This window comes from Verrucomicrobiota bacterium (assembly GCA_039192515.1).
Lineage (GTDB): Bacteria > Verrucomicrobiota > Verrucomicrobiia > Methylacidiphilales > JBCCWR01 > JBCCWR01.
The window spans coordinates 54,990-74,956 of the sequence record JBCCXA010000017.1 but is presented as its reverse complement, the minus strand read 5'-3'; the positions used below and the strand labels follow the sequence as shown (position 1 = coordinate 74,956).

Below are 19,967 nucleotides of genomic sequence, written 5' to 3'. Positions count from 1 at the left end.
TAAAAAATTATTATTTACTATAATTTGATTTTAATGAACTAAAAGTATTAATATAACCATGACTCACTTGAAGAATTGAAAGAGGAGAAGCTTGACTAAACTTACTTTTAAGCCAAATGATGCGCATTAGAAATATGGCCATCTAGATAAAACTTATCATTGGCTAACTATGATTCGTGGAGAACAAAGTCTGGTTAGACTCAAATTCTAGGGTAAGTTCATTCGATGCTATAAATAGCCAATGTAGTAATAAAGCCTATCCTATAGCTACTGAGCATGGATACCAGTTATTGGAGTGCAGGCATTTTAGCTCAGTATTCCTATTCTTTCGAAACATTGATTTCCTCTTTGAGGTTATAAAGCAATCAAATCAGAAGTGTCATAGTATTTAGGTCAATCTTGCCTTAATGTGTATAACTCATATGTTAAACCCCAATGATGTAATAGAAATTGAACGAGATACCTAAAAGCTTGAGCCACAAGGAAAAGAGAGTTGACGAAGATGTATCAAAAGGTGATACCTCTGGGAGACTCTATGTCTCTTGAGGCCAAGATGTTGCGTAGATCTTTAAGTCTCTACTGCATCATCCAGGTTTAAGCTAAATTTTGGCCCATCGCCTGCTTGAGATACTGCACCATTGTTTACCTATGTTTAGAAAAGAAATATTTCGGACTTGTCCTCTCCTTAGGATCAGGCAGTTCTATACTGTAACAATTTTATCCATCTTGCTATTTACAAGCTGCTCGAAGGATATTGATCCCCAACCACTGTCACCGCCGAGCGTTATGGTTAAAAAAGCCGAGCAACGTGATATAACTTTGTATACAGAGTATACAGGAACCACCGTGGCAAGTGAGACAGCGGAAATAAAAACGCGTGTTTCAGGCTACATTGAAAAAATTTTATTTGAACCCAGCACGGAAATTAAAAAGAACCAGCCACTTTTTTTGATTGAACCTGAGCCGTACCGTGTAGCGCGTGATCGCGCATTAGCTCAACTAGACAGTGCAAAAGCAAATTTAAGAAGTATTGATTCTGAATTAAAGAGATTAGAGGAAGCGTTAGAATCCGATGCCGTCAGTAAGCTAGAGGTCACTCAAACCATAGCGGAACGAGACCAGGGAATTGCTGCGATCACCCAAGCTAAAGCGGATTTAAGAAAAGCTGAAATCGATCTTTCTTATACAGAAATCAAGTCTCCTATAGAGGGTTTAATTGGGCGTAATTTTGTAGATGTTGGAAACTTGGTAGGAACAGAGGGGTCTACTCTACTGGCCACAGTCGTGAAGATAGATCCTATTTATGCTTACTTCGATGTTAATGAGCGAACCATCAGCAAAGTCTTGCAGAGACTTGGTAGTATCTATCCCGATAAGCGTAAGGAAAAAGGACATGAAGTTCAAGCAGGAGCACTTTTATTTGTGGAAGGCAGAGAAGAACCTTTTGAGGGATACGCTGACTATATTGATAACCAGATTGACATAGATACGGGAACCATTCAGGTGCGAGCGGCTTTTCCAAATCCTAAAGGTCTTTTACTTCCCGGTTTTTTCGCTCGGGTAAGACTGCCTGGGGAGAAAATCAATAACGCACTTTTAGTTGAAGAAATAGCCCTTTCCACAGATCTTGGCGGTCGTTTTCTCTACCTGGTAGGTGAGGATAATCTGGTCGAGAAAAGGTACGTTGAGCTTGGTCCACTTCAGGATAATGGAAAACGCATTATTCTCAAAGGTATAACAGACACTGACACTTTTATTAGCAAAGGAATTCAAAAAGCGCGTCCAGGTTTACCCGTAACTCCAAATTTTGCAGGACAAGGTAGTACACCCAATAAATAAACTGGTATGTTGAGCAAATTTTTTATTTATCGCCCTATATTTGCTTCTGTTATCTCCATTGTGATTTCTCTCATAGGGGTTATTTCCATTCCGCTACTTCCCATCGAGAGTATGCCTAACATTACTCCTCCATCAGTCAAAGTTTCGACAACTTATCCTGGTGCTAGTGCGAGTGTTGTTGCGGAAAGCGTAACGGCCCCTTTAGAAGAAAAAATTAACGGAGTGGAAAACATGATCTACATGTCTTCCAAAAGTTCCTCAGATGGAGCTTGCAGTATTACTGTAACTTTTGAAGTGGGAACGGATGTTGATTTAGCTACTGTCCTGGTTCAAAACCGAGTTAAAGAAGCGGAGCCCGGGCTCCCAGAAGATGTAAAGCGCCAAGGGATCTCCGTGGAAAAGCAATCCTCAAGTATGACTCTTATGGTCAACCTCGTTTCTCCAAATAAAACCTTTGATGAACTCTATTTATCCAACTATGCCACCATGCGCATTAAAGATGTTCTTGGGCGCATCAAGGGGATTAGCAAGGTTGATATCCTAGGTGCAAAGGATTTTGGAATGCGTATTTGGATTGACCCAGATATCATGAAAATTCGCGGACTTACAACGACCGATGTCATAGGAGCCTTGCAGGAACAAAATGTCCAGGTTGCTGCGGGGAAAATAGGTGCTGCACCTTCTCCCGAACGCCAGGCGTTTGAGTATTCGATCACTACCCTTGGCCGATTATCTACTGTCGAACAATTTGAAAACATTGTGGTAAAGCGCGGGGATGAAGGCCAACTCCTAAGGATGAAAGATATAGCCAGAGTTGAATTAGGAGCCCAGGCTTACCACTGGAGAGTCACTCTCTCTGGAGAGCCCTCGATAGCCCTGGCTATCTATCCAGCCCCTGGTGCCAACGCTCTGAATATTGCAGAACAGGTTAAATCTGAGATGACTCGTCTGAGCAAAGATTTTCCCGAAGACTTTGAGCATCGCATTGTCTATGACACAACTGAGTACATCAACCAGTCTGTTAAAGAAGTCATTATAACACTGATCACAGCCATTTTGTTGGTTGTTCTGACTGTTTATATCTTTCTACAAGACTTTCGAACGACCTTAATTCCTGCATTGACCATACCCGTATCTCTTCTGGGAACTTTTGGTGTCATGTTGGCGACTGGCATGACCGTTAATGCCCTTACCATGTTCGGTCTCATTCTAGTTATTGGTATTGTAGTGGATGATGCCATACTTGTTGTAGAGAATACCATGCGTATTCTTGATGAGGAGGGGCTGAGTGTTAAAGAGGCCACTGTGAAATCAATGAAAGAAATCACAGGACCTATCGTGGCGACTACGCTGGTGTTATTGGCAGTATTTGTTCCAACGATCGTGATGCCCGGTATTTCAGGTCAACTCTACCGTCCTTTTGCACTTACCATTTCTATCGCTACCCTTTTTTCTTCGATCAATGCCCTAACTCTTAGCCCTGCTCTTTGCGGAATGTTGCTTCGCCCCTCGTCTCAAAAATCCTTCTTTGTTTTTACATGGTTCAACCATTTCTTAAGCAAGGCGACTTCTGGCTACGCTAAAATCTTGCGATCGATCCTTCGCAAGACCGTATTAGGTTGCATCATCTTTGCAGGAATGATGGCAGCCACTTATTTTGGCATTACAAAGCTTCCCACTGGCTTTATACCATCTGAAGATGAAGGAATCTTTTTTATCAGTGTTCAGCTTCCGGATGCTTCATCTCTTGAGAGAACAAATAAGGTTATGGATACTGTGGCCGAGATTGTTAATCAAACATCCGGGATAAGGGCTAGCGTCAATATTGCTGGATTTTCTTTATTAGATTCTGTGGTAACACCCAACGCTGGCACAGTTTGGGTTGTTTTAGATCACTGGGATGCACGAAAGACTCCTGAAACTCAAATAGAAAGCATCATTGGTTTACTCAACAGACAATTCTTTGATCTTCAGGACGCCGTGATTTTTGCAGTGAGACCTCCACCCATTCCGGGCTTGGGTACCGTCGGAGGGTTTTCTATGGAGCTACAAGACCGGGAAAGCACAGGTCTAGATCTACTGCAACAGGTAGCTCAGGATCTTGTAAGAGAAGGAAATAAAAACCCGGTCCTCATGCAGATGAACACTACCTTCCGCTCGGGGGTGCCACAGCTTTTTCTCGAAGTCGACCGTGTGAAAGCGAAAAGGTTAGATGTCCCTCTCGATGCTATATTTACGACGCTACAGTCGAACTTAGGATCAGCTTATACGAATGATTTTAATCTCTATGGTCGAGTGTGGAGGGTAGTGATACAAGCGGATCAGCAAGCACGTTCTCAACGTGAAGATATCACAAAACTGGAAGTAAGATCGCGTTCAGGCAATATGATTCCATTATCTACTTTAGTAGAAGTTAAGAATACTGTTGGGCCTACAGTCATGAGTCGGCATAATCTTTATCAATCGGCCAACATTACTGGTGATGCTAGAACTGGTTTTAGTTCCAGCCAGGCTGTTGAAGCCATTACAGACATTGCCAGCCAAGTTCTCCCCCCTTCCCTAGGGTTTGAATGGTCTGGGGTTACTTACCAAGAGGTGCAAGCGGGAAATACTGCCATCCTCATCTTCGCTTTAGCTTTAATTTTTGTTTACTTATTTCTCGCTGCTCAATATGAAAGCTGGACGCTCCCTTTGGGAGTCATGCTTACGGTTCCCACTGCCGTGCTTGGGGCTGCCTTAGCAACTCGTATGAGAGGTTTAGATAATAATGTTTACACACAAATTGGCCTTGTTCTTTTAATTGGTCTAGCGGCCAAAAGTGCCATCCTTATCATCGAGTTTGCGAGTCAACTCTATCAAACTGGTAAATCACCCATTGAAGCAGCTACGGAATCAACGAGATTGCGTTTTCGTGCCATTCTCATGACAGCATTGTCGTTTATCTTAGGAGTTATTCCACTTGTTATTGCTACAGGTGCAGGCGCCGCTAGCCGGGTTTCTCTTGGAACTGCCGTTTTGGGCGGGATGCTCTTTGCCACTATAGGCGGCATTTTATTTGCTCCCTTCATCTTCTATGTGGTGCAAAGTTTAGCTGATAAATTCAAACCAAATCATGCACCACTTCCAAGCGAAGAGGTAAATTCATGAGATCTTTCATCAAAAGAAGTCTGTTATATGGACTTTTAGTTTCATCACTTTCCTTTTCAAGCTGTGTTGTTGGCCCAGATTATCTAGCACCTGGCTTTCCTACTTCTGATCAATGGCATTATGCCCTAAAAAAAGAGCTGGTACAGGAAGTAACCCCTCTAGAAACATGGTGGCAATCCTTTAATGACCCGGCACTAACGGAACTCATACTACTAGCAAGCGCTTCCAATAAAGATCTCAAAATTGCTCTAGAAAAAGTGGAAGAAGCACGCGCTCTGCAAGGAGTAGCAGCTAGCGCTTATTATCCTAGGATTGATGGAATAGGTAATTATGATTATTCCCGATCAAGTCAACGTCTTGGCTCGCCTACCAATGCAAACAATCCTTCTGAACGCTTTTCCTGGGGATTTGATTCAAGTTGGGAAGTAGACCTTTTTGGGAAAGTGAGGCGATCAGTCGAGAGTTCCCAGGCCAATCAAGAAGCCGCTGTTGAGTTCTCTCGCGATATTATGGTATCACTTTATGCAGAGATCGCTCTCAATTACATTCAACTGAGAACTTCAGAAAAACGTAGCCGCTTGGCTCAAGCTAACGTAGCGGTACAACAGGAGTCTAATCGCGTGACCCAAGCCAGATTTAAGGCTGGGTTAGTGCCTAGAATCGATATGACTCAAGCACTAACAAACCTGAACAATACCAAGGCTATTGTTCCCCTGCTCGAGCAAGAAGCAGCCTTTGCCAGAAACCGCTTGTCTGTATTATTAGGTGAGTATCCAGGAAATATTGATAGCCTATTGAAAGGTGATCATGATATTCCTCTACCATCTCAAACATTATCTGTAGGGTTGCCGGCTGAACTGATAAGACGCAGGCCGGATATTCGCGAAGCTGAACGCAACCTTGCAGCTCAAACCGCTCGTATCGGTGTGGTTCAAGCAGAGCTCTATCCACAACTTAGCTTAAATGGAAGTTTCCAGCTTCAAGCATCAGATGCTGGCAACTTATTTGATTTGGCCGCGCGAGCTTGGGGGCTTAATCCTACGTTTCGCTGGAACTTATTTAATGCTGGAGAAATTCGTAAACGTGTTGAATCTGAAGAGTCCTTAGCACGGCAGGCACTTCTTAGCTATGAAAATACGGTGCTTATAGCCGTAGAAGAAGTTGAGAATTCACTTGTTGCAATTGCTACTGAACGCAAGCGACATGAGCTGCTCAAAAAGGCTGCAGATTCAACAGCTAAAACAGTATCGCTTGTTAAACAAAATTATAAAAGCGGCTTGGTTAGTTTTCAAAACGTGCTGGATGCAGAACGCTCTCTCACCCTTGACCAAGATGAAGAAGCGCAAAGTTTAGGGCAGGTATCCATCAATCACGTGCAACTTTTCAAAGCTTTAGGAGGTGGAGTTACGTACCCTGACAGTTCGAATTGAAATCAAGCAGTGAACAATTCTTAGCAAATCTTTAGCTCTAACCAGTGACTAGCCATGACTATCTTGGGTATTTTTACCGATGAATTTCAAAGGAGGAGCTGTAATATCGATGCCCAACTCTTGACCTGACCGCACCTTTTCATGGCGGTGCAAATGAATATAGAACTCTTTGTTTGGCCGGCTAGAAGGCTCAATAGTGACTTCTTGGCATTCCCCATACTCTATGATCCGCTTTACATGACCAAAGAAAAGAGGCTGTTCTTTAGAGCAAAGCTGACACCAGTGGGGCCTTATGGAGAGAAGTCCTTGTTGATTCATGGCTTCCTTGTGTGGATGAGAAAAGAAACCTAATTCCGTTTCGAATCCGCCAACTCTTGCCGTAGCTTGAATAATATTAGTGCGTCCAAAATATTGGGCGACATAGGTGCTTTGAGGACAGGTGTAAATAGCTTCGGGAGTATCAAATTGTTCAATAGCACCATCTTTAAGTAAGGCAACTCGGTCGGAGAGTGACAGGGCATCTTTTTTGTCATGAGTCACAATGATGGCAGTCATGTCATATTGTTTCAGGATAGATTGAATTTCTATGCGAACAGTCTCGCGTAAATGCTCGTCTAGATTGCTAAAAGGCTCATCAAGGAGTAGCAAAGATGGTCGACAAGCTAAGGCCCGAGCAATCGCAACGCGTTGTTGTTGTCCTCCCGATATCTGATGCGGGTAGCGTTTGCCCAAATTGATCATGTCAAAGCGAATTAAAAGCTCTTCTAAAATCTCTTTACGATCTCCAGTATCTTTATTCATCTTATTGTTGAGACCAAAGCAGATATTTTCCTCAACTGTCATATGCGGAAAAAGACAGTAGTCTTGAAAGACAAGTCCAACTTGGCGTTTCTCAGGCAAAACAAAAATGTTTTCATCAACAACAGATTCCTCATCGATAAAAACAGATCCGCGGTCGGGCTCCGTTACTCCGGCAATGATGCGCAATAAGGTAGATTTACCAGAGCCACTTGCTCCAAGCAGCGTAACTATCTCCCTTTCTCGCACTTCCAAGGAAACGTTATGTAAAGTGAACTTACAAATCTCTTTGATGCGAAGCTTCCTGAGCTTCTTGTGATTTTTAGCGTTAATCATTTATTGATGACCCTCGGAATTAGAGACCGTATTCATCATTTTAGTTAAGAGAAAGATAGGCGCAAGTCCGAGAAGAACAATCGTTAAGGCGTAGATTGAGGCCTCCGGCAGCTGTTCTTCAATAGCGAGCTCATAAGTTCGAGTGGCCAGTGTATCAAAATTAAAAGGCCGTAAGATTAATGTCGCTGGCAGCTCCTTAAGGATGTCAACCATGACAAGAATCACAGCAGCAAGAATGCTTCCGCGAGCAAGAGGAAGGTGAATCTTAAAGAGTGTTCTCAGCGGTCCATGACCCAGGCTAAATGAAGTTTGGCATAATTGATTAGCTATATTTGAGAAACCTGCATCAATGGCATTGTAGCCTACAGCAAGAAAACGAACGACGTATCCATACCCAAGAGCAAGCAAGCTTCCACTGAAAACAAGCCCTACGGACCAACCTCCTATTGCTTTAGTAAGGTCATTCATTCGGTGATCTAAAAAGGCTAATGGAATTAGAATACTTACTGAAATGACAGAGCCAGGAATTGCATAGCCTAGGGTGCTCAAGCGGTTTGTTGTTTGAATAACAGGTGCTTGCTTTTGTAGGATGCGGGAAGTGTAACGTAGAATAAAGGCGATGGCGGTTATGATAAAAGCCACGGAGAGTGCCAACCCAAAGCTGCGGCATGCCATCAGATAAAAATCAGGTTCTGCAAAGACTGATAAACGTGCTACAGCCCAAGATAGCAATTGTAACGCTGGAACGAAAAAACCCAGAAAGAATGGCAATAGGCATACCAGAGGAATGACTAAAGCGCTCAGACCTCTGAGTCTTTTTTTAGATGTGTTTGGACCTCGGCTATTATTGATCGATTGATGGATGTGGCGACGTTGTAATTGTTCAACAAGTAAAATAGTAAAGACAAAGATAACAAGGAGGCTCGAGAGGCGCGCAGCAGCAGATAAATCTCCGAGATTAAACCAAGTTCGGTAAATGCCAGTCGTAAAAGTAGGTATACCAAAGTAACTGACCGTGCCGAAGTCATTAAGAGCCTCCATCAGTGCTAAACTTGCCCCTGCAATAATAGCTGGACGGGCTTGAGGAAGACTGATTTTGTAAAAAAGTTTTAGTTTGCTACAGCCTAGAGTTTTAGCGGTTTGCTCCAATTGTAGACTTTGGTTCTCAAAGACAGGCTTGACGATAAGATAGACATACGGGTATAGCACAAATGACATAAGAATAATAGCACCTGGTAATGTCATGATATCCGGAAACCAATAGTCGCTTTTACTTTGAATTCCAAACAGTTCTCTGAAAACAGTTTGAATCGGACCCAGGTAGTTCAGTAATTCCGCATAGGTGAAGCCGATGATATATGTCGGAAAAGCCAGAGGCAGCACGGAAAGCCATTCAATAGTTCTAGTGCCTCTGAAATTATAGCGGGATGTGACCCAGGCTAAGGAGGTTCCAATGATCGAGCTAAGTAGAAACACCCCAGCCGCTAACAAGAGCGAATTGACTACATACGATTTTAAAACGGTAGAAACCAGATGCTCCCATATTTGAGTGCTTGGCAAAAGCCAATAGTAAATGATTGTCAATAAGGGTGAAGAGACAATGACTGCGGTGAGAACACAAAGAATAGCCCAAGGAGCTCGAGTCCACGAAAATGACAACCAGCGCTTCCAATGTAGCCCACGCAGACGCTGCCCATGAATCCAATTTCTAGATTTGCATGAATTCTTTGAGGCTATTCCCATCCCACTCGGTCAGAGAGCTTAATAGCTGCTTCATTATAAAGGCCAACTTGGGATAGGGAGATGGTATCTTCTTTGAAATTCCCCCATGATTCTACTAACTCAGAAGACTTGATATTGTCTATGACGGGGTACTCAAAATTTGCCTGAGCAAATAGTGACTGCGCTTGCGCGCTTGCTAGAAAATCCATCAATTTAATCGCATTATCCTTATTCTTAGCATAACGGGTGAGACCCACGCCACTAACGTTGACATGAGTACCTCGGTCACCTTGATTAGGAAAGAATATCCTGATTTGTTCTGCGACTGCTTTATCTTTATCGTCGCCATTAGAGAGAATACCTAAATAATAGGTATTAACAATCGCAAGATCGCCCTCACCTGCAACAACGGCACGCATTTGGTCACGGTCACTTCCTTTAGGGCTTCGCGCAAAATTAGCAACAAAGCCTTTAGCCCACTCCTCGGTTTTTTCAACTCCATGATGCGCAATCATAGAGGCGATCAATGACTGGTTGTAGATGTTTGTTGAGGAGCGAATCAGTATTTTGCCCTTCCATTTGGGATCTGTAAGCGCTTCGATCGTGCTAAGGTCTTCTGGGTTCACTCGATCTTTATGGTAGGCAATCACCCTCGCGCGCTTGGTTAGTGCAAACCATTGATTGTCTTTGTCTCGCAGGTTTTCTGGAATGTTCTTTTTGAGATACTCACTCTCTGCAGCTTGCAACAGCTTGAGCTCTCTGGCTTTATGAAGACGGCCAATGTCTGCTGTCATAAGCAAATCCGCTGGACTGTATTCTCCTTCGGCAAGAAGACGTTCAATCAGTTGGTCAGCCTTGGCCTTAACAATATTGACCTTTATTCCAGTAGTTTCCGTAAATTTTTCAAAGAGCTGCTTATCTGCGTCATAATGGCGGTGCGAATAGATGTTGACTTCTTCGGCAGAAAAAGCTGAGTGCATTAAAAGGCCACAAGCCAAGGTTATCATAGAAAAGAGCTGAGTAGTTTTAATTTTCATTGGTTTTTCTTTTTATGTGTACTGTAATTTTCTTATATAGAGTTCATTTAGCCCGCATGATGTCATAGCGGCTTAGAGGTCAGCGTCAGGAACTTGGCCCTAAGAAACGGAGTGTCTACTCGAAATATCATCTGTTAAGTTCCATATAGTCTATACTATCTTGGATGCTGCTCTGCACAGCTGATGGCTTTCCCTTCGCTTGAATATGCAAGCTGCTGCTAAACAGTCTGATAGATGGATCTTCACTGACTCTCTTTTCCTTATGGCTTAAGCTTTTGCGCATCCCCTTCAAAATTCTATATATTATACGGGTTAGACATTCTAACTGAGATTGATTCTTAATCTCGTACCTAAGATGCCTAATTCTTTATGATTGGCAAGTGGGAAGCTATTTTGTCTGATCTAGCGGACAAGATAATTCTAAGCTCGTAATGTGAGTCAAAAAATATTCTGGATCATCAAAGACCTCTGAGAGATAGACCATGGCATCATAAGCTAAAGGACCACTCATCTGCCCTAAGCCCATTTGTGTGAAGATAGCTAATCGAAAAATTTCTGATAAATCATGAACATTAGATTCTTGCCACTCACTTTTAGAAATATCGTCACCTCGTTTCACTGCCTTTTCCATATTCACTAAATGGACTTTGCGCCCTTCAGAAGAAACAACGACGTGCCGAGGATCTATTCCGCCGAAGCAAATACCCTTGTGATGCAAAAAACAGGCTTTCTGATGCGCCTGACTGAGAATATTCCATAAGGATACTAGTCTATCTTTAGAAAGTGTGCCAGCTGTAGCTACATTCAAACTGGTTTTCTTTTTCAGAAAAGGGTTCATCTCACTTAAAGAGCGGCCTGGTAAATAAGTGCATCGAAAAATATTTTCTGTTGCCCCAATAGGCTGAGTTCCACCTGCAAGGTCAAATACTTGCTGAAGACGTTCGCACTGTATTTCAGTCGGCGTTTCAGGCTTCTTGTAATACGTTCTTCGGAGATGCATAGGGTATTTCGCTGCTTTTGGCGTTGCTTTTCTTGTTTTCCAACCTGCAACTACTAAATCCGAACGCTTCAGTAGCTCACCTTTTACTTCGGTGCGAGAGAGATTTTGAATCACATAATCATCTGCATCCGGATGTTCCAGTAGTGAAACTACACACCGGTGATCACCAGAGTCCCTAAGCCTAATTTCTTCATTTGCATCAGTAACGCTGCCCTTTGCATCACTCAAGGCGCCCGTACTGGACCTTACCTCTACAGCATTAAGACCCATGTTAGAAGATATCGGAACTAAAGGATAATGCCTTGATTTTACCTCATAGAACGAATACCGGTACGGATCAAAATACCTTATCCCCATCTAATACAATTACTAAAATCTCAGAATTCCCGTTAAGCTCAAATTACATCATATAAAACGGCATCTTTTTCCAAGGACTTGAATAAAGCTCCATCTCCCATTTCTCTAGAATTTGCTGTACAATTTATCATTTCGTTCTATCACTAAATCAATGGCAGCAGGACGTTCTAAAAAGCACGTTTACGACGAATCAAAGATTAAAACTCTGTCCTCCTTAGAACATATTAGGGCCCGGACCGGCATGTACATCGGGCGTCTAGGTTCAGGCAGCCATTACAACGATGGCATATACGTTTTGGTCAAGGAAGTTCTGGATAATGCTATAGACGAATTCATTATGGGTCATGGCTCAAAAGTTGAAATCACTCAGCAAGAAGACTCCGTTACCATCCGCGACTATGGGCGAGGCATCCCTCTTGGAAAAGTCATAGAATGTGTCTCCAGAATCAATACCGGAGCAAAATACAATGACGACGTCTTCCAATTTTCCGTCGGTCTAAATGGGGTGGGCACGAAGGCAGTTAATGCCTTATCCGAAACATTCTCTGTCACCTCGTACCGTGACGGCTCCTACTTCTCTGCCACATTCAAAAAGGGAGTGCTAAAGGACCAGAAAAAAGGGAAATCTAAAGAGCCTAATGGAACTTTAGTAACTTTTGTCCCCGATACTACCATCTTCAAAAACTTCAAATTCAAAAATGAATTTCTCGAACAACGACTAAGACTTTATACCTTTCTTAATCCTGAATTAAAGCTGATCTATAATGGTACAACCTATGAGTCAAAAGACGGTCTCAAGGATCTCCTCGATGAAGAAGTTGGAGAGGATGCCATCTATCCTATTCTCCATCATCGTGAGAAAATGTTAGAACTAGCTTTCACTCATACTCAGCGTCTGAGTGAAGACCATTACTCATTCGTTAATGGACAATATACATCTGACGGAGGCACTCATCTTTCGGCCTTTAGAGAAGGTATACTTAAGGCCGTTAATGAATTTTATAAAGGCAAATTCGATGGTGATGATGTCCGAGAAGGCTTATCAGGAGCCATTGCTATACGTCTCAAAGAACCTGTTTTTGAATCGCAAACAAAAAACAAGCTGGGTAATGGAGAGATTCGTTCCGATCTTGTCAACCAAGTTAAAGAAATCATTCTCGGTCTGTTACACCGTAACCCTAAACAAGCAGAGCGCCTCTTGCAAAAGATCCAAGAAACTCAGCGCCTACGCAAAGAGTTACAAGACGTTCGCAAAGCTGCGAAAACACGCTCTGCTGCTATTACCCTACGCATTCCGCAGCTCAAGGATTGCCGTATTCACTATAACGCCGCAAAAGATAAAGGTAGAGAATCCATGATCTTTATCACTGAGGGACAATCCGCAGCCGGCTCGATCACCTCTTGCCGTGACCCGCAAACACAAGCCATCTTCACGCTTAAAGGAAAGCCTTTAAATGTCTGTGAGTTGCAACGTGCTGCTATATATAAAAACGATGAGATGTTCAATCTCATGCGCACCTTAAACATTGAGGATACCATTGATGGGTTGCGTTATGGCAAGGTCGTTATAGCAACAGATGCAGATGTCGATGGACTTCACATTCGCAATCTCCTTATTACTTATTTCCTGCGCTTTTTTTCCGAACTCATTACCCGCAATCACGTATTTATTCTTGAAACTCCTCTCTTCCGCGTTCGCAATAAAAAAACAACCCAATATTGCTATAGCGAGGCAGAACGTGACCAAGCCATGGACACCATCTCAGGCCACGAGATTACTCGCTTCAAAGGTCTAGGTGAAATCAGCCCAAGTGAATTCAAAACTTTCATTGGCAAAGAAATGAAACTCTCCCCAGTTGTCATAGATGACCCGCATCATATTCCCAACATTTTGCAATTTTACATGGGCAAGAACACCCCGATTCGCAAAGAATACATCATGGAAAATCTGGTGATCGAAGAACCCTTAGAAAAGGGTCAAGCAGCCTAGGCCCCCTTCGGGATTACTCAAAAAGAAACACAAAACGTGAAAAAATGACCACTATGCGCATGAGACGCATGGGCTATCCTTGTATCTATACCTCCGTTAGCAGCAGCCAAAGACGCTTTTTCATCCTGGCTCTCGTCCTTTAGTCTCTGCTACGTCACTAGGGTTTAAAAAAGATTTTATCTGGTGCTGGAATATCTAACACCGATTTTCTAGGTGCCGGGGCAGGCGCTAACCCTAAATCATTGCTTCCACTAAAGGAAACAACCCCCGCCCCCCAAGTTTGTCTCGTTGTGGGGACAAGGATATCAATCATGTAGTAATAGTCGGCCTGCACCGCATTCTCATTCACTGTCAAAATCATGTAACCGTGCCTGTCCAAATCTGTGTAAGTGAGATGAGGGTTAAAATTAAATCCCTCATCTGGATCAAAGATTCCAGATTCATTAACTGGCTTATTCAAAATAAATTCAAGGTAAGCAGAGGTCCCATTAGGAGCTCCTGCATCATCAATGTTTTCATCAAAATTTGCTGCAGAAATACTGGGAACAGCAAACTCTACTGCCACGGATCCCGCAGCAGTTATTGGATCGTAGTTGGGCAAGCTACTGGGAAAATCGGCAGGAAAATCAGTCACTTCCCAAGCAAAACTGGAATGAAAATCACCCGTAACAAAGACAACATCCATGATTGGACCTGCCTCAATAAAGTCGATTAGCTCACTTCTTTCTGCTCGGTATCCATCCCAGATATCTAAAAAGAAACCTTCTACTAGCGCACTGGGAATACCAAGGATTGATGCGGCAAATCCTATATTAAATTCAGAAAAAATCACCTGATTTCCGATCACTTTCCACTGGGCATTTGAGTTCTCGAGTTCCCCCTTAAGCCATTCTTTTTGCTCCGCCCCTAGCAGAGTGCGATTGGGGCTATATAAAGCAGGATCAAATATACTTGTGAGCTGCTGCTCGCGTCCCTCCAAACGGGTATCTAACATGATAAGATCAAGGAGTGGCCCATAGGATAAGGTCCGGAAAATGCGATCTCCATTTTCACGTATGGGCATCCATTCAAAGTAGGCTTGTTTGGAAACTGCCTTGCGGGCTTCCCAACTACCTTCAGTCGCTGGATCATGATTCTCAGCCCCACCTACCCAAGCATCATTAGCCGATTCATGGTCATCCCATACTACAATAAAGGGGTGCTGTTGATGCGCTTCTCGCAGATTAGGATCCAGACGGTAATTGGCATAGCGAATACGATAATCCTCTAATGTTAAAAGTTCATTAGCAGGAAAGATCACTATTTCATCACGAATTTCAGGAGAACTATACGAGTCATTATCGCCATACTCATAAATGTAATCTCCCAAATGAATGACCCCATCCAGATCTCTGCGCCGAGCTATCTTTTGATACCCTGAAAAAAAACCCCACTCATTATTCGAACAGGAAATGACCGCAAATTTGAGGCTTTCAACCGCCTCTGTTGGAGCTGTTTTAGTTTTGCCTACAATCGAGCAACGCTTCAAATAAGAAAATTGGTAATAGTAAGTCTGGCCTGAGAGTAATCCCCCAACATCCACTTTCACCGTATAGTCGCGGCTAGGGTCCGTGATGAAATCTCCTTGAGCTACAATATTTTTCATACGAGAATCTGTGGCCACGCTCCAACCAACTGTCAAACTTTGCCCCAATTCGACATAAGGTGTGATACGGGTCCAGATGATAAAGCCATCTGCATCTGGATCACCAGAAGCTACTCCATGGTAAAACGGCGCCAATCCAGGTTCATATAAATCCTCTATACTTCCAGGTTGTGCATGAGTAGCACAAGCGAGTCCTAGAGAAACTAGTATCGCTGCAAAATATTGCTTTAAATTAGATTTAGTTGTATTGCCCATCATGATAATTAATATCATAACTCATTTTGGGTCAATTCAATTGCTACGAAATAATCACAATAAAACACTATTGTCATATTATTGTTTTTAAGCAGAATTATGTCATAGAGGTTGAACGAGATGGCTAAAAGCGTAGGCGACAGAGATGTATCAATCGCATCGTCTGAGCTTAACATTTAGAAGCAAGCCAAGACGAAACTATCAAACGCAGGTCGCCCCCATTCAGATAGAGGCAGGATATCAGCCTCAAAAAGTGACACCTCTACGAGCCCTATGCTTCTTAGGGACAAGATGTTGCACAGATCTTTAAGCTCTCATGACATCATTCAAGGCGAATGGTAAAATCATTAAATTGTTTTAGACCTGACCCGTAAATGGTAAGTGCCTCTAAGGCCTTGAATTAAGCAACGTGGCTTTCACCATTCTCCTCCTCATCATCAAAATCGGGCCGCCAGCGCTTGGTAATCCTCGGCCTAACAAAACCATAAATAAGATAACTGGTAAAAATGACGGTCAGAGAATAGCGCCAGAAATAGCCAATGACCCCCAATGTCAGCACAATTACCAGAAAACGGGGAATCGTCCTCTTTGTTTTGAGGTTAAGGCCCTTAAAACTAGGGTATCTCACCTCACTGAACATCATTAAACTCATGACGACCATTAAGCCTGCCAGAACATATTTCCAATAGCCAATCGACTGCTCATTTTGATAAAGCGTAAGCAAGGTTAGTGTAATAGAAGCAATCAACCCAGCCGCCGCGGGAATGGGCAACCCCTCGAAATCATTCTTATGAACACCTTTTCTTTCCAACTCAGCAGCAGTCACATTGAAACGGGCCAAACGCATAGCACCACAAACTAAGTAAAGCCCTCCAATTACCCAGCCCAAACGATCTGGCAGTTCATACAAGACTATATTGAAAAGCAGCAGTGCAGGAGCTACTCCAAAAGAAACAATATCCGCTAACGAATCAAACTCTCTTCCAAAGGGTGTCATATGCCCACTCATTCTAGCCATACGCCCATCCAACAAGTCGAAGACACAGGCCAACAGAATAAAGTAGAGACTGTACTCATAATGTACGTGCCATTCCTCCCCCACATAACGGCGCAACATGGTACCCTCAAAAATCTGCAGCACAGCCATGAAGCCGCATATCAAGTTGCCTGCCGTCATCAAGTTAGGCAGGATGTATACCTTACGATGATCATCCATAGTTATTAGCTTATCGGCTATTCCCCCGGCCAATAAACCATGCGTCCACAATGTTCGCAGCTTGCTATTTTCTGCCCGCCTTTCGCATCGACAACAGACTGGTGAGTTAACTCCATGTGGCACCCAGCACAAATCTTTCCATTCACCAAAGGCACAATCGCTTTATCTCCTTTGCTTTTGAGTATCCTGCGGTAGCGTGACAACGTTGACGGTTCAATTCCGGACTCTAGTTTAGAGATTTCTTCCCGAAGCTTAACCACTTCAGCTTTATGATTTTCTTCTTTCTTCTCTAGAGCTTTTACCTGGTCATCAATACCTGCGGCAATTTTGGCAACTTCAGCCTCTTCCGCTTTAACTTCTAACTGAGACTGATCATAAGCCTCCATTAATTCTAACTCTCTATCCTCAAGCTGGGAAATTTCCTTCTTACAATTTTCTATTTCATGTCCCAATGCTTGATACTCTTCGTTCTTCTTCGTTCCTAACTGCTGACTAGCATACTTGGCGATTTGAGACTCTTTAGACTTCACTTGGTTATCCAGATCCTTACGCTCACTCTCAACCTGACGGCTTGCTACCTTTAAATCCTCAAGCTTTTTTTTCTGCCCCTCAAATCTCGACTTGATGCTCTCTATTTGCCTCGGTATTCCCTTGATCTCTCTTTCCAAGGCCATACACCTTACATCCCGATCTTGCAAAATCAGCATGGACTCCATTTCTTGCAACATACGCCCTAATTGTTAACGCACTAGACCTCCAATAGCCAGCCATTTCACACAATTCGAGTTAAAGCAATCCATATCCCACTAGACTTCTCCATAATCGGAACTATTGTTTCATTTACAGATGATAGCGAATCCGAATCAGATCACTGCCTTGGACTTAGATAAGATCCGAGCGGATTTTCCAATCTTAAATCAAAAAGTAAACGGTCAACCTCTCATTTATCTTGATAGCGCAGCTTCCACTCAAAAGCCAGAGTGCGTCATTAATGCCGTCTCCCAGTACTACCTCCAAGATCATTCCAATGTTCACCGTGGCATCCACGAGCTGAGCAATAGGGCCACCCTGGCATTCGAGAATGCCAGAAAGCGAGTCGCTCGTTTCTTTAACGCTCCTTCTGAAGAAAATGTAGTCTTCACCCGCGGAACAACTGAAGCCATCAACCTAGTTTCTCAAACATGGGGACAAGACCAAATTCAAGAGGGTGATGTCATTTTACTTACAGAAATGGAACATCATAGCAACCTTGTGCCTTGGCAACTGCTAACAGAGAAAAAGGGAGCTCAACTAGAGTTCATACCACTATTACCCGAAACCTTAGAACTGGATTTAAGTTTTCTGAAAAAACGCCTCCAAGAAAACAAAGCTAGCCCTCATAAGATCAAACTGCTCTGCCTCACACATATTTCCAACACACTGGGCATCACCAATCCTGTCAAAGCCATCTGTGCTCTGGCTCAGGAGGAGAATATCATAACACTCGTTGATGGCGCACAAAGCGCAGGACACTTGCCCGTCGACTTCCAAGAGATAAACTGCGATTTCTATGCTTTTTCGGGTCACAAAGTAGCAGGACCAACCGGTATTGGTGCTTTAATAGCAAAAGAATCACTTCTTGAAACAATGCCTCCTTGGCACGGTGGAGGTGAGATGATTGATACTGCGGACTATACGAAAAGTACTTGGAAAACAGGCCCTCATAAATTTGAAGCCGGCACCCCTAATATTGCAGACGCCATCGGCTTACACGTAGCCTTAGATTATATTGATGACCTAGGGCGCGAATCTATCCATCAACACGACCTTGAATTGGCTGGCTACGCTTATCAAAAAATGAATGAATTAGAGCACATCCAAATCCTAGGGCCTAAAAACAATCGAACTGGCATGGTGACCTTTATCTTTGATGATATTCACGCACACGATGTTGTTGAAGTGGCCAACCAATACGGTGTTGCTTTACGTGGAGGGCACCACTGCAACCAACCTCTTATGAAAAAACTTGGCACCCCTGCTACTGCTCGAGCGAGCTTCTACCTGTATAATACCATTGATGAAATAGACCAGCTCATCCAGGTTCTCAAGAAAGTGCGATCCTTCTTTACATAACAAGACTCTCTTAATGATTTGTTGCCATTTTGAAACAAGACACCCAAAACCAGATCGATGTCGCTCAGCTTTACCAAGGTATTCTGCTTGACCACTCACGCTCCCCTAGAAATTTTGGGCTGCTCACTGACGCTCAACAAAGTGTTCATGGACGTCATGCAAAATGTGGCGATGAAGTAACCTTGCATCTTATCTGGTCACAGAATGATCTAGATCCCACCTTAGAAAAAATTACCTTTGAAGGTCAAGGCTGTGCCATCAGCCAAGCTTCCGCATCACTCATGACAGAACTTTTACGGGGCAAGAAAAAGTCTCAAATCACTAACTATCACCAAGCATTTAAAGAACTCCTGCATGCCGACTCCTCAATGCAAACCACACTTTCAGGTGAAATACTCGCACTGCAAAGCATCTCCCAATTCCCCCAACGCATTCCTTGCGCTATGCTCGCTTGGAATGCTTTAGAACAAGCGATAGACCGATTGCACCAAACCAACACAATGAAATGACCCAAATGTGCAACACAAGGGTCAGCCCTCCGACTGCGCCAGCTCCTTGCATAGTTCAGTTCAAATCAGTTCCCCAGCCGTATTGTTTAGCAAGGCTATAGCCCCGCCCGGTGGAGGCCTCTCCCTCGAGAAGGTTCCAGCCATCCCAGGTAAAGCGCATTTTTTCCAGGAAGGTCCAGGCGCTGCCATTTCATTCTTCTACGGCCTTAGTCACCCGGCGTCCCTGCCCATCATACATGAAGCTCAAGGCTTTGTCGCCCAGAGCAGGTGAGAGCAGTTCCGCGGAGACGAGTTGGTTTTGACGCCCCTCTCCCCTCGTCCAAGCCAAATGACTTCCAGTCTTTTTCATAAGGTTCGATACCTTGAAAAGGCTTTCACTCCTCAAAGCTGAGTTAATTAGTTGTGAGTCATTCTCTAAAACTTGTCTTTCCAAGCCCTGCCCCCTCTCCGTATTTCTCTAAAATGTCTCCGTCTTTTTCGCTTTCTCTCTACGGGTTGTTGCATTCAACACTCCTTTTCCTATATTTGGAGTGTTACCCTTTTTTAGCCTTCCTCAATTCTCATCATCTGGTAG

Annotated in this window: 15 protein-coding genes; 6 read left to right on the top strand and 9 right to left on the bottom strand. The window is 43.4% G+C overall.

Annotated features, from left to right (window positions below; all coding sequences use genetic code 11):
* Window positions 1-786: 786 nt before the first annotated feature.
* From AAGA18_09255 to AAGA18_09245, 3 genes are read left to right on the top strand one after another with little or no spacing between them, the layout of a single operon-like run.
* Complete coding sequence (locus AAGA18_09255) at window positions 787-1,839, top strand: efflux RND transporter periplasmic adaptor subunit (GenBank protein ID MEM9445526.1); 1,053 nt, start codon at window positions 787-789, stop codon at window positions 1,837-1,839.
* A 6-nt stretch (window positions 1,840-1,845) separates the two neighbouring features.
* Window positions 1,846-4,986: a multidrug efflux RND transporter permease subunit gene (locus tag AAGA18_09250; protein MEM9445525.1), complete on the top strand. Its 3,141-nt coding sequence runs from the start codon at window positions 1,846-1,848 to the stop codon at window positions 4,984-4,986.
* Complete coding sequence (locus AAGA18_09245; protein MEM9445524.1) at window positions 4,983-6,416, top strand: efflux transporter outer membrane subunit; 1,434 nt, start codon at window positions 4,983-4,985, stop codon at window positions 6,414-6,416. Before AAGA18_09250 ends, AAGA18_09245 begins: the two co-directional genes overlap by 4 nt.
* Window positions 6,417-6,464: 48 nt before the next feature.
* Here AAGA18_09245 and AAGA18_09240 read toward each other — a convergent pair whose 3' ends face one another.
* From AAGA18_09240 to AAGA18_09225, 4 genes are all read right to left on the bottom strand, one after another.
* Window positions 6,465-7,550, bottom strand: coding sequence for an ABC transporter ATP-binding protein (locus tag AAGA18_09240; protein ID MEM9445523.1), 1,086 nt, complete (start codon window positions 7,548-7,550; stop codon window positions 6,465-6,467).
* Window positions 7,551-9,209, bottom strand: a complete 1,659-nt coding sequence (locus tag AAGA18_09235; protein MEM9445522.1) for an iron ABC transporter permease — start codon at window positions 9,207-9,209, stop codon at window positions 7,551-7,553.
* Window positions 9,210-9,283: 74 nt separating this feature from the next.
* Complete coding sequence (locus AAGA18_09230; protein ID MEM9445521.1) at window positions 9,284-10,309, bottom strand: Fe(3+) ABC transporter substrate-binding protein; 1,026 nt, start codon at window positions 10,307-10,309, stop codon at window positions 9,284-9,286.
* A 388-nt stretch (window positions 10,310-10,697) separates the two neighbouring features.
* Window positions 10,698-11,579 (bottom strand): hypothetical protein, encoded by an 882-nt coding sequence (locus tag AAGA18_09225; GenBank protein ID MEM9445520.1) that lies wholly within the window; start codon window positions 11,577-11,579, stop codon window positions 10,698-10,700.
* Window positions 11,580-11,817: 238 nt separating this feature from the next.
* Here AAGA18_09225 and AAGA18_09220 point away from each other — a divergent pair, with 238 nt between their 5' ends.
* Window positions 11,818-13,656 carry a DNA topoisomerase IV subunit B gene (locus tag AAGA18_09220; GenBank protein MEM9445519.1) on the top strand — a complete coding sequence of 613 codons (1,839 nt, stop codon included), beginning with the start codon at window positions 11,818-11,820 and terminating at the stop codon, window positions 13,654-13,656.
* A 157-nt stretch (window positions 13,657-13,813) separates the two neighbouring features.
* On the opposite strand, the gene AAGA18_09215 is transcribed toward AAGA18_09220, so the two are convergent.
* The 3 genes from AAGA18_09215 to AAGA18_09205 form a co-directional block, all read right to left on the bottom strand.
* Complete coding sequence (locus AAGA18_09215) at window positions 13,814-15,574, bottom strand: alkaline phosphatase D family protein (protein ID MEM9445518.1); 1,761 nt, start codon at window positions 15,572-15,574, stop codon at window positions 13,814-13,816.
* A gap of 382 nt (window positions 15,575-15,956) precedes the next feature.
* The gene (gene pssA / locus AAGA18_09210; protein MEM9445517.1) at window positions 15,957-16,772 is read right to left on the bottom strand and encodes a CDP-diacylglycerol--serine O-phosphatidyltransferase; all 816 of its coding nucleotides are present in this window, start codon (window positions 16,770-16,772) and stop codon (window positions 15,957-15,959) included.
* A 17-nt stretch (window positions 16,773-16,789) separates the two neighbouring features.
* Entirely contained in the window at window positions 16,790-17,479 is a 690-nt protein-coding gene (locus tag AAGA18_09205; GenBank protein MEM9445516.1) for a C4-type zinc ribbon domain-containing protein, read from the bottom strand.
* A 139-nt stretch (window positions 17,480-17,618) separates the two neighbouring features.
* Here AAGA18_09205 and AAGA18_09200 point away from each other — a divergent pair, with 139 nt between their 5' ends.
* Both AAGA18_09200 and sufU read left to right on the top strand, forming a co-directional pair.
* The gene (locus tag AAGA18_09200; GenBank protein ID MEM9445515.1) at window positions 17,619-18,884 is read left to right on the top strand and encodes a cysteine desulfurase; all 1,266 of its coding nucleotides are present in this window, start codon (window positions 17,619-17,621) and stop codon (window positions 18,882-18,884) included.
* Between the two features lie 29 nt (window positions 18,885-18,913).
* Window positions 18,914-19,393: a Fe-S cluster assembly sulfur transfer protein SufU gene (gene sufU, locus AAGA18_09195; protein ID MEM9445514.1), complete on the top strand. Its 480-nt coding sequence runs from the start codon at window positions 18,914-18,916 to the stop codon at window positions 19,391-19,393.
* A 60-nt stretch (window positions 19,394-19,453) separates the two neighbouring features.
* On the opposite strand, the gene AAGA18_09190 is transcribed toward sufU, so the two are convergent.
* Window positions 19,454-19,582, bottom strand: coding sequence for a hypothetical protein (locus tag AAGA18_09190; GenBank protein MEM9445513.1), 129 nt, complete (start codon window positions 19,580-19,582; stop codon window positions 19,454-19,456).
* 1 nt (window position 19,583) lies between these two features.
* Window positions 19,584-19,742, bottom strand: a complete 159-nt coding sequence (locus AAGA18_09185; protein MEM9445512.1) for a hypothetical protein — start codon at window positions 19,740-19,742, stop codon at window positions 19,584-19,586.
* Between the last annotated feature and the right edge of the window lie 225 nt (window positions 19,743-19,967).

What these genes read in the sequence shown, in the direction of transcription:
- AAGA18_09240 (MEM9445523.1), bottom strand. Translation starts at nt 7,550, where the DNA reads ATGATTAACGCTAAAAATCACAAGAAGCTCAGGAAGCTTCGCATCAAA.
- AAGA18_09190 (MEM9445513.1), bottom strand. Translation starts at nt 19,582, where the DNA reads ATGGCAGCGCCTGGACCTTCCTGGAAAAAATGCGCTTTACCTGGGATG.
- AAGA18_09255 (MEM9445526.1), top strand. Translation starts at nt 787, where the DNA reads ATGGTTAAAAAAGCCGAGCAACGTGATATAACTTTGTATACAGAGTAT.
- AAGA18_09225 (MEM9445520.1), bottom strand. Translation starts at nt 11,579, where the DNA reads ATGGGTCTTAATGCTGTAGAGGTAAGGTCCAGTACGGGCGCCTTGAGT.
- AAGA18_09205 (MEM9445516.1), bottom strand. Translation starts at nt 17,479, where the DNA reads ATGCTGATTTTGCAAGATCGGGATGTAAGGTGTATGGCCTTGGAAAGA.
- AAGA18_09245 (MEM9445524.1), top strand. Translation starts at nt 4,983, where the DNA reads ATGAGATCTTTCATCAAAAGAAGTCTGTTATATGGACTTTTAGTTTCA.
- AAGA18_09200 (MEM9445515.1), top strand. Translation starts at nt 17,619, where the DNA reads ATGATAGCGAATCCGAATCAGATCACTGCCTTGGACTTAGATAAGATC.
- AAGA18_09215 (MEM9445518.1), bottom strand. Translation starts at nt 15,574, where the DNA reads ATGATATTAATTATCATGATGGGCAATACAACTAAATCTAATTTAAAG.
- AAGA18_09185 (MEM9445512.1), bottom strand. Translation starts at nt 19,742, where the DNA reads ATGAAAAAGACTGGAAGTCATTTGGCTTGGACGAGGGGAGAGGGGCGT.
- AAGA18_09250 (MEM9445525.1), top strand. Translation starts at nt 1,846, where the DNA reads ATGTTGAGCAAATTTTTTATTTATCGCCCTATATTTGCTTCTGTTATC.
- pssA (MEM9445517.1), bottom strand. Translation starts at nt 16,772, where the DNA reads ATGGATGATCATCGTAAGGTATACATCCTGCCTAACTTGATGACGGCA.
- AAGA18_09220 (MEM9445519.1), top strand. Translation starts at nt 11,818, where the DNA reads ATGGCAGCAGGACGTTCTAAAAAGCACGTTTACGACGAATCAAAGATT.
- AAGA18_09230 (MEM9445521.1), bottom strand. Translation starts at nt 10,309, where the DNA reads ATGAAAATTAAAACTACTCAGCTCTTTTCTATGATAACCTTGGCTTGT.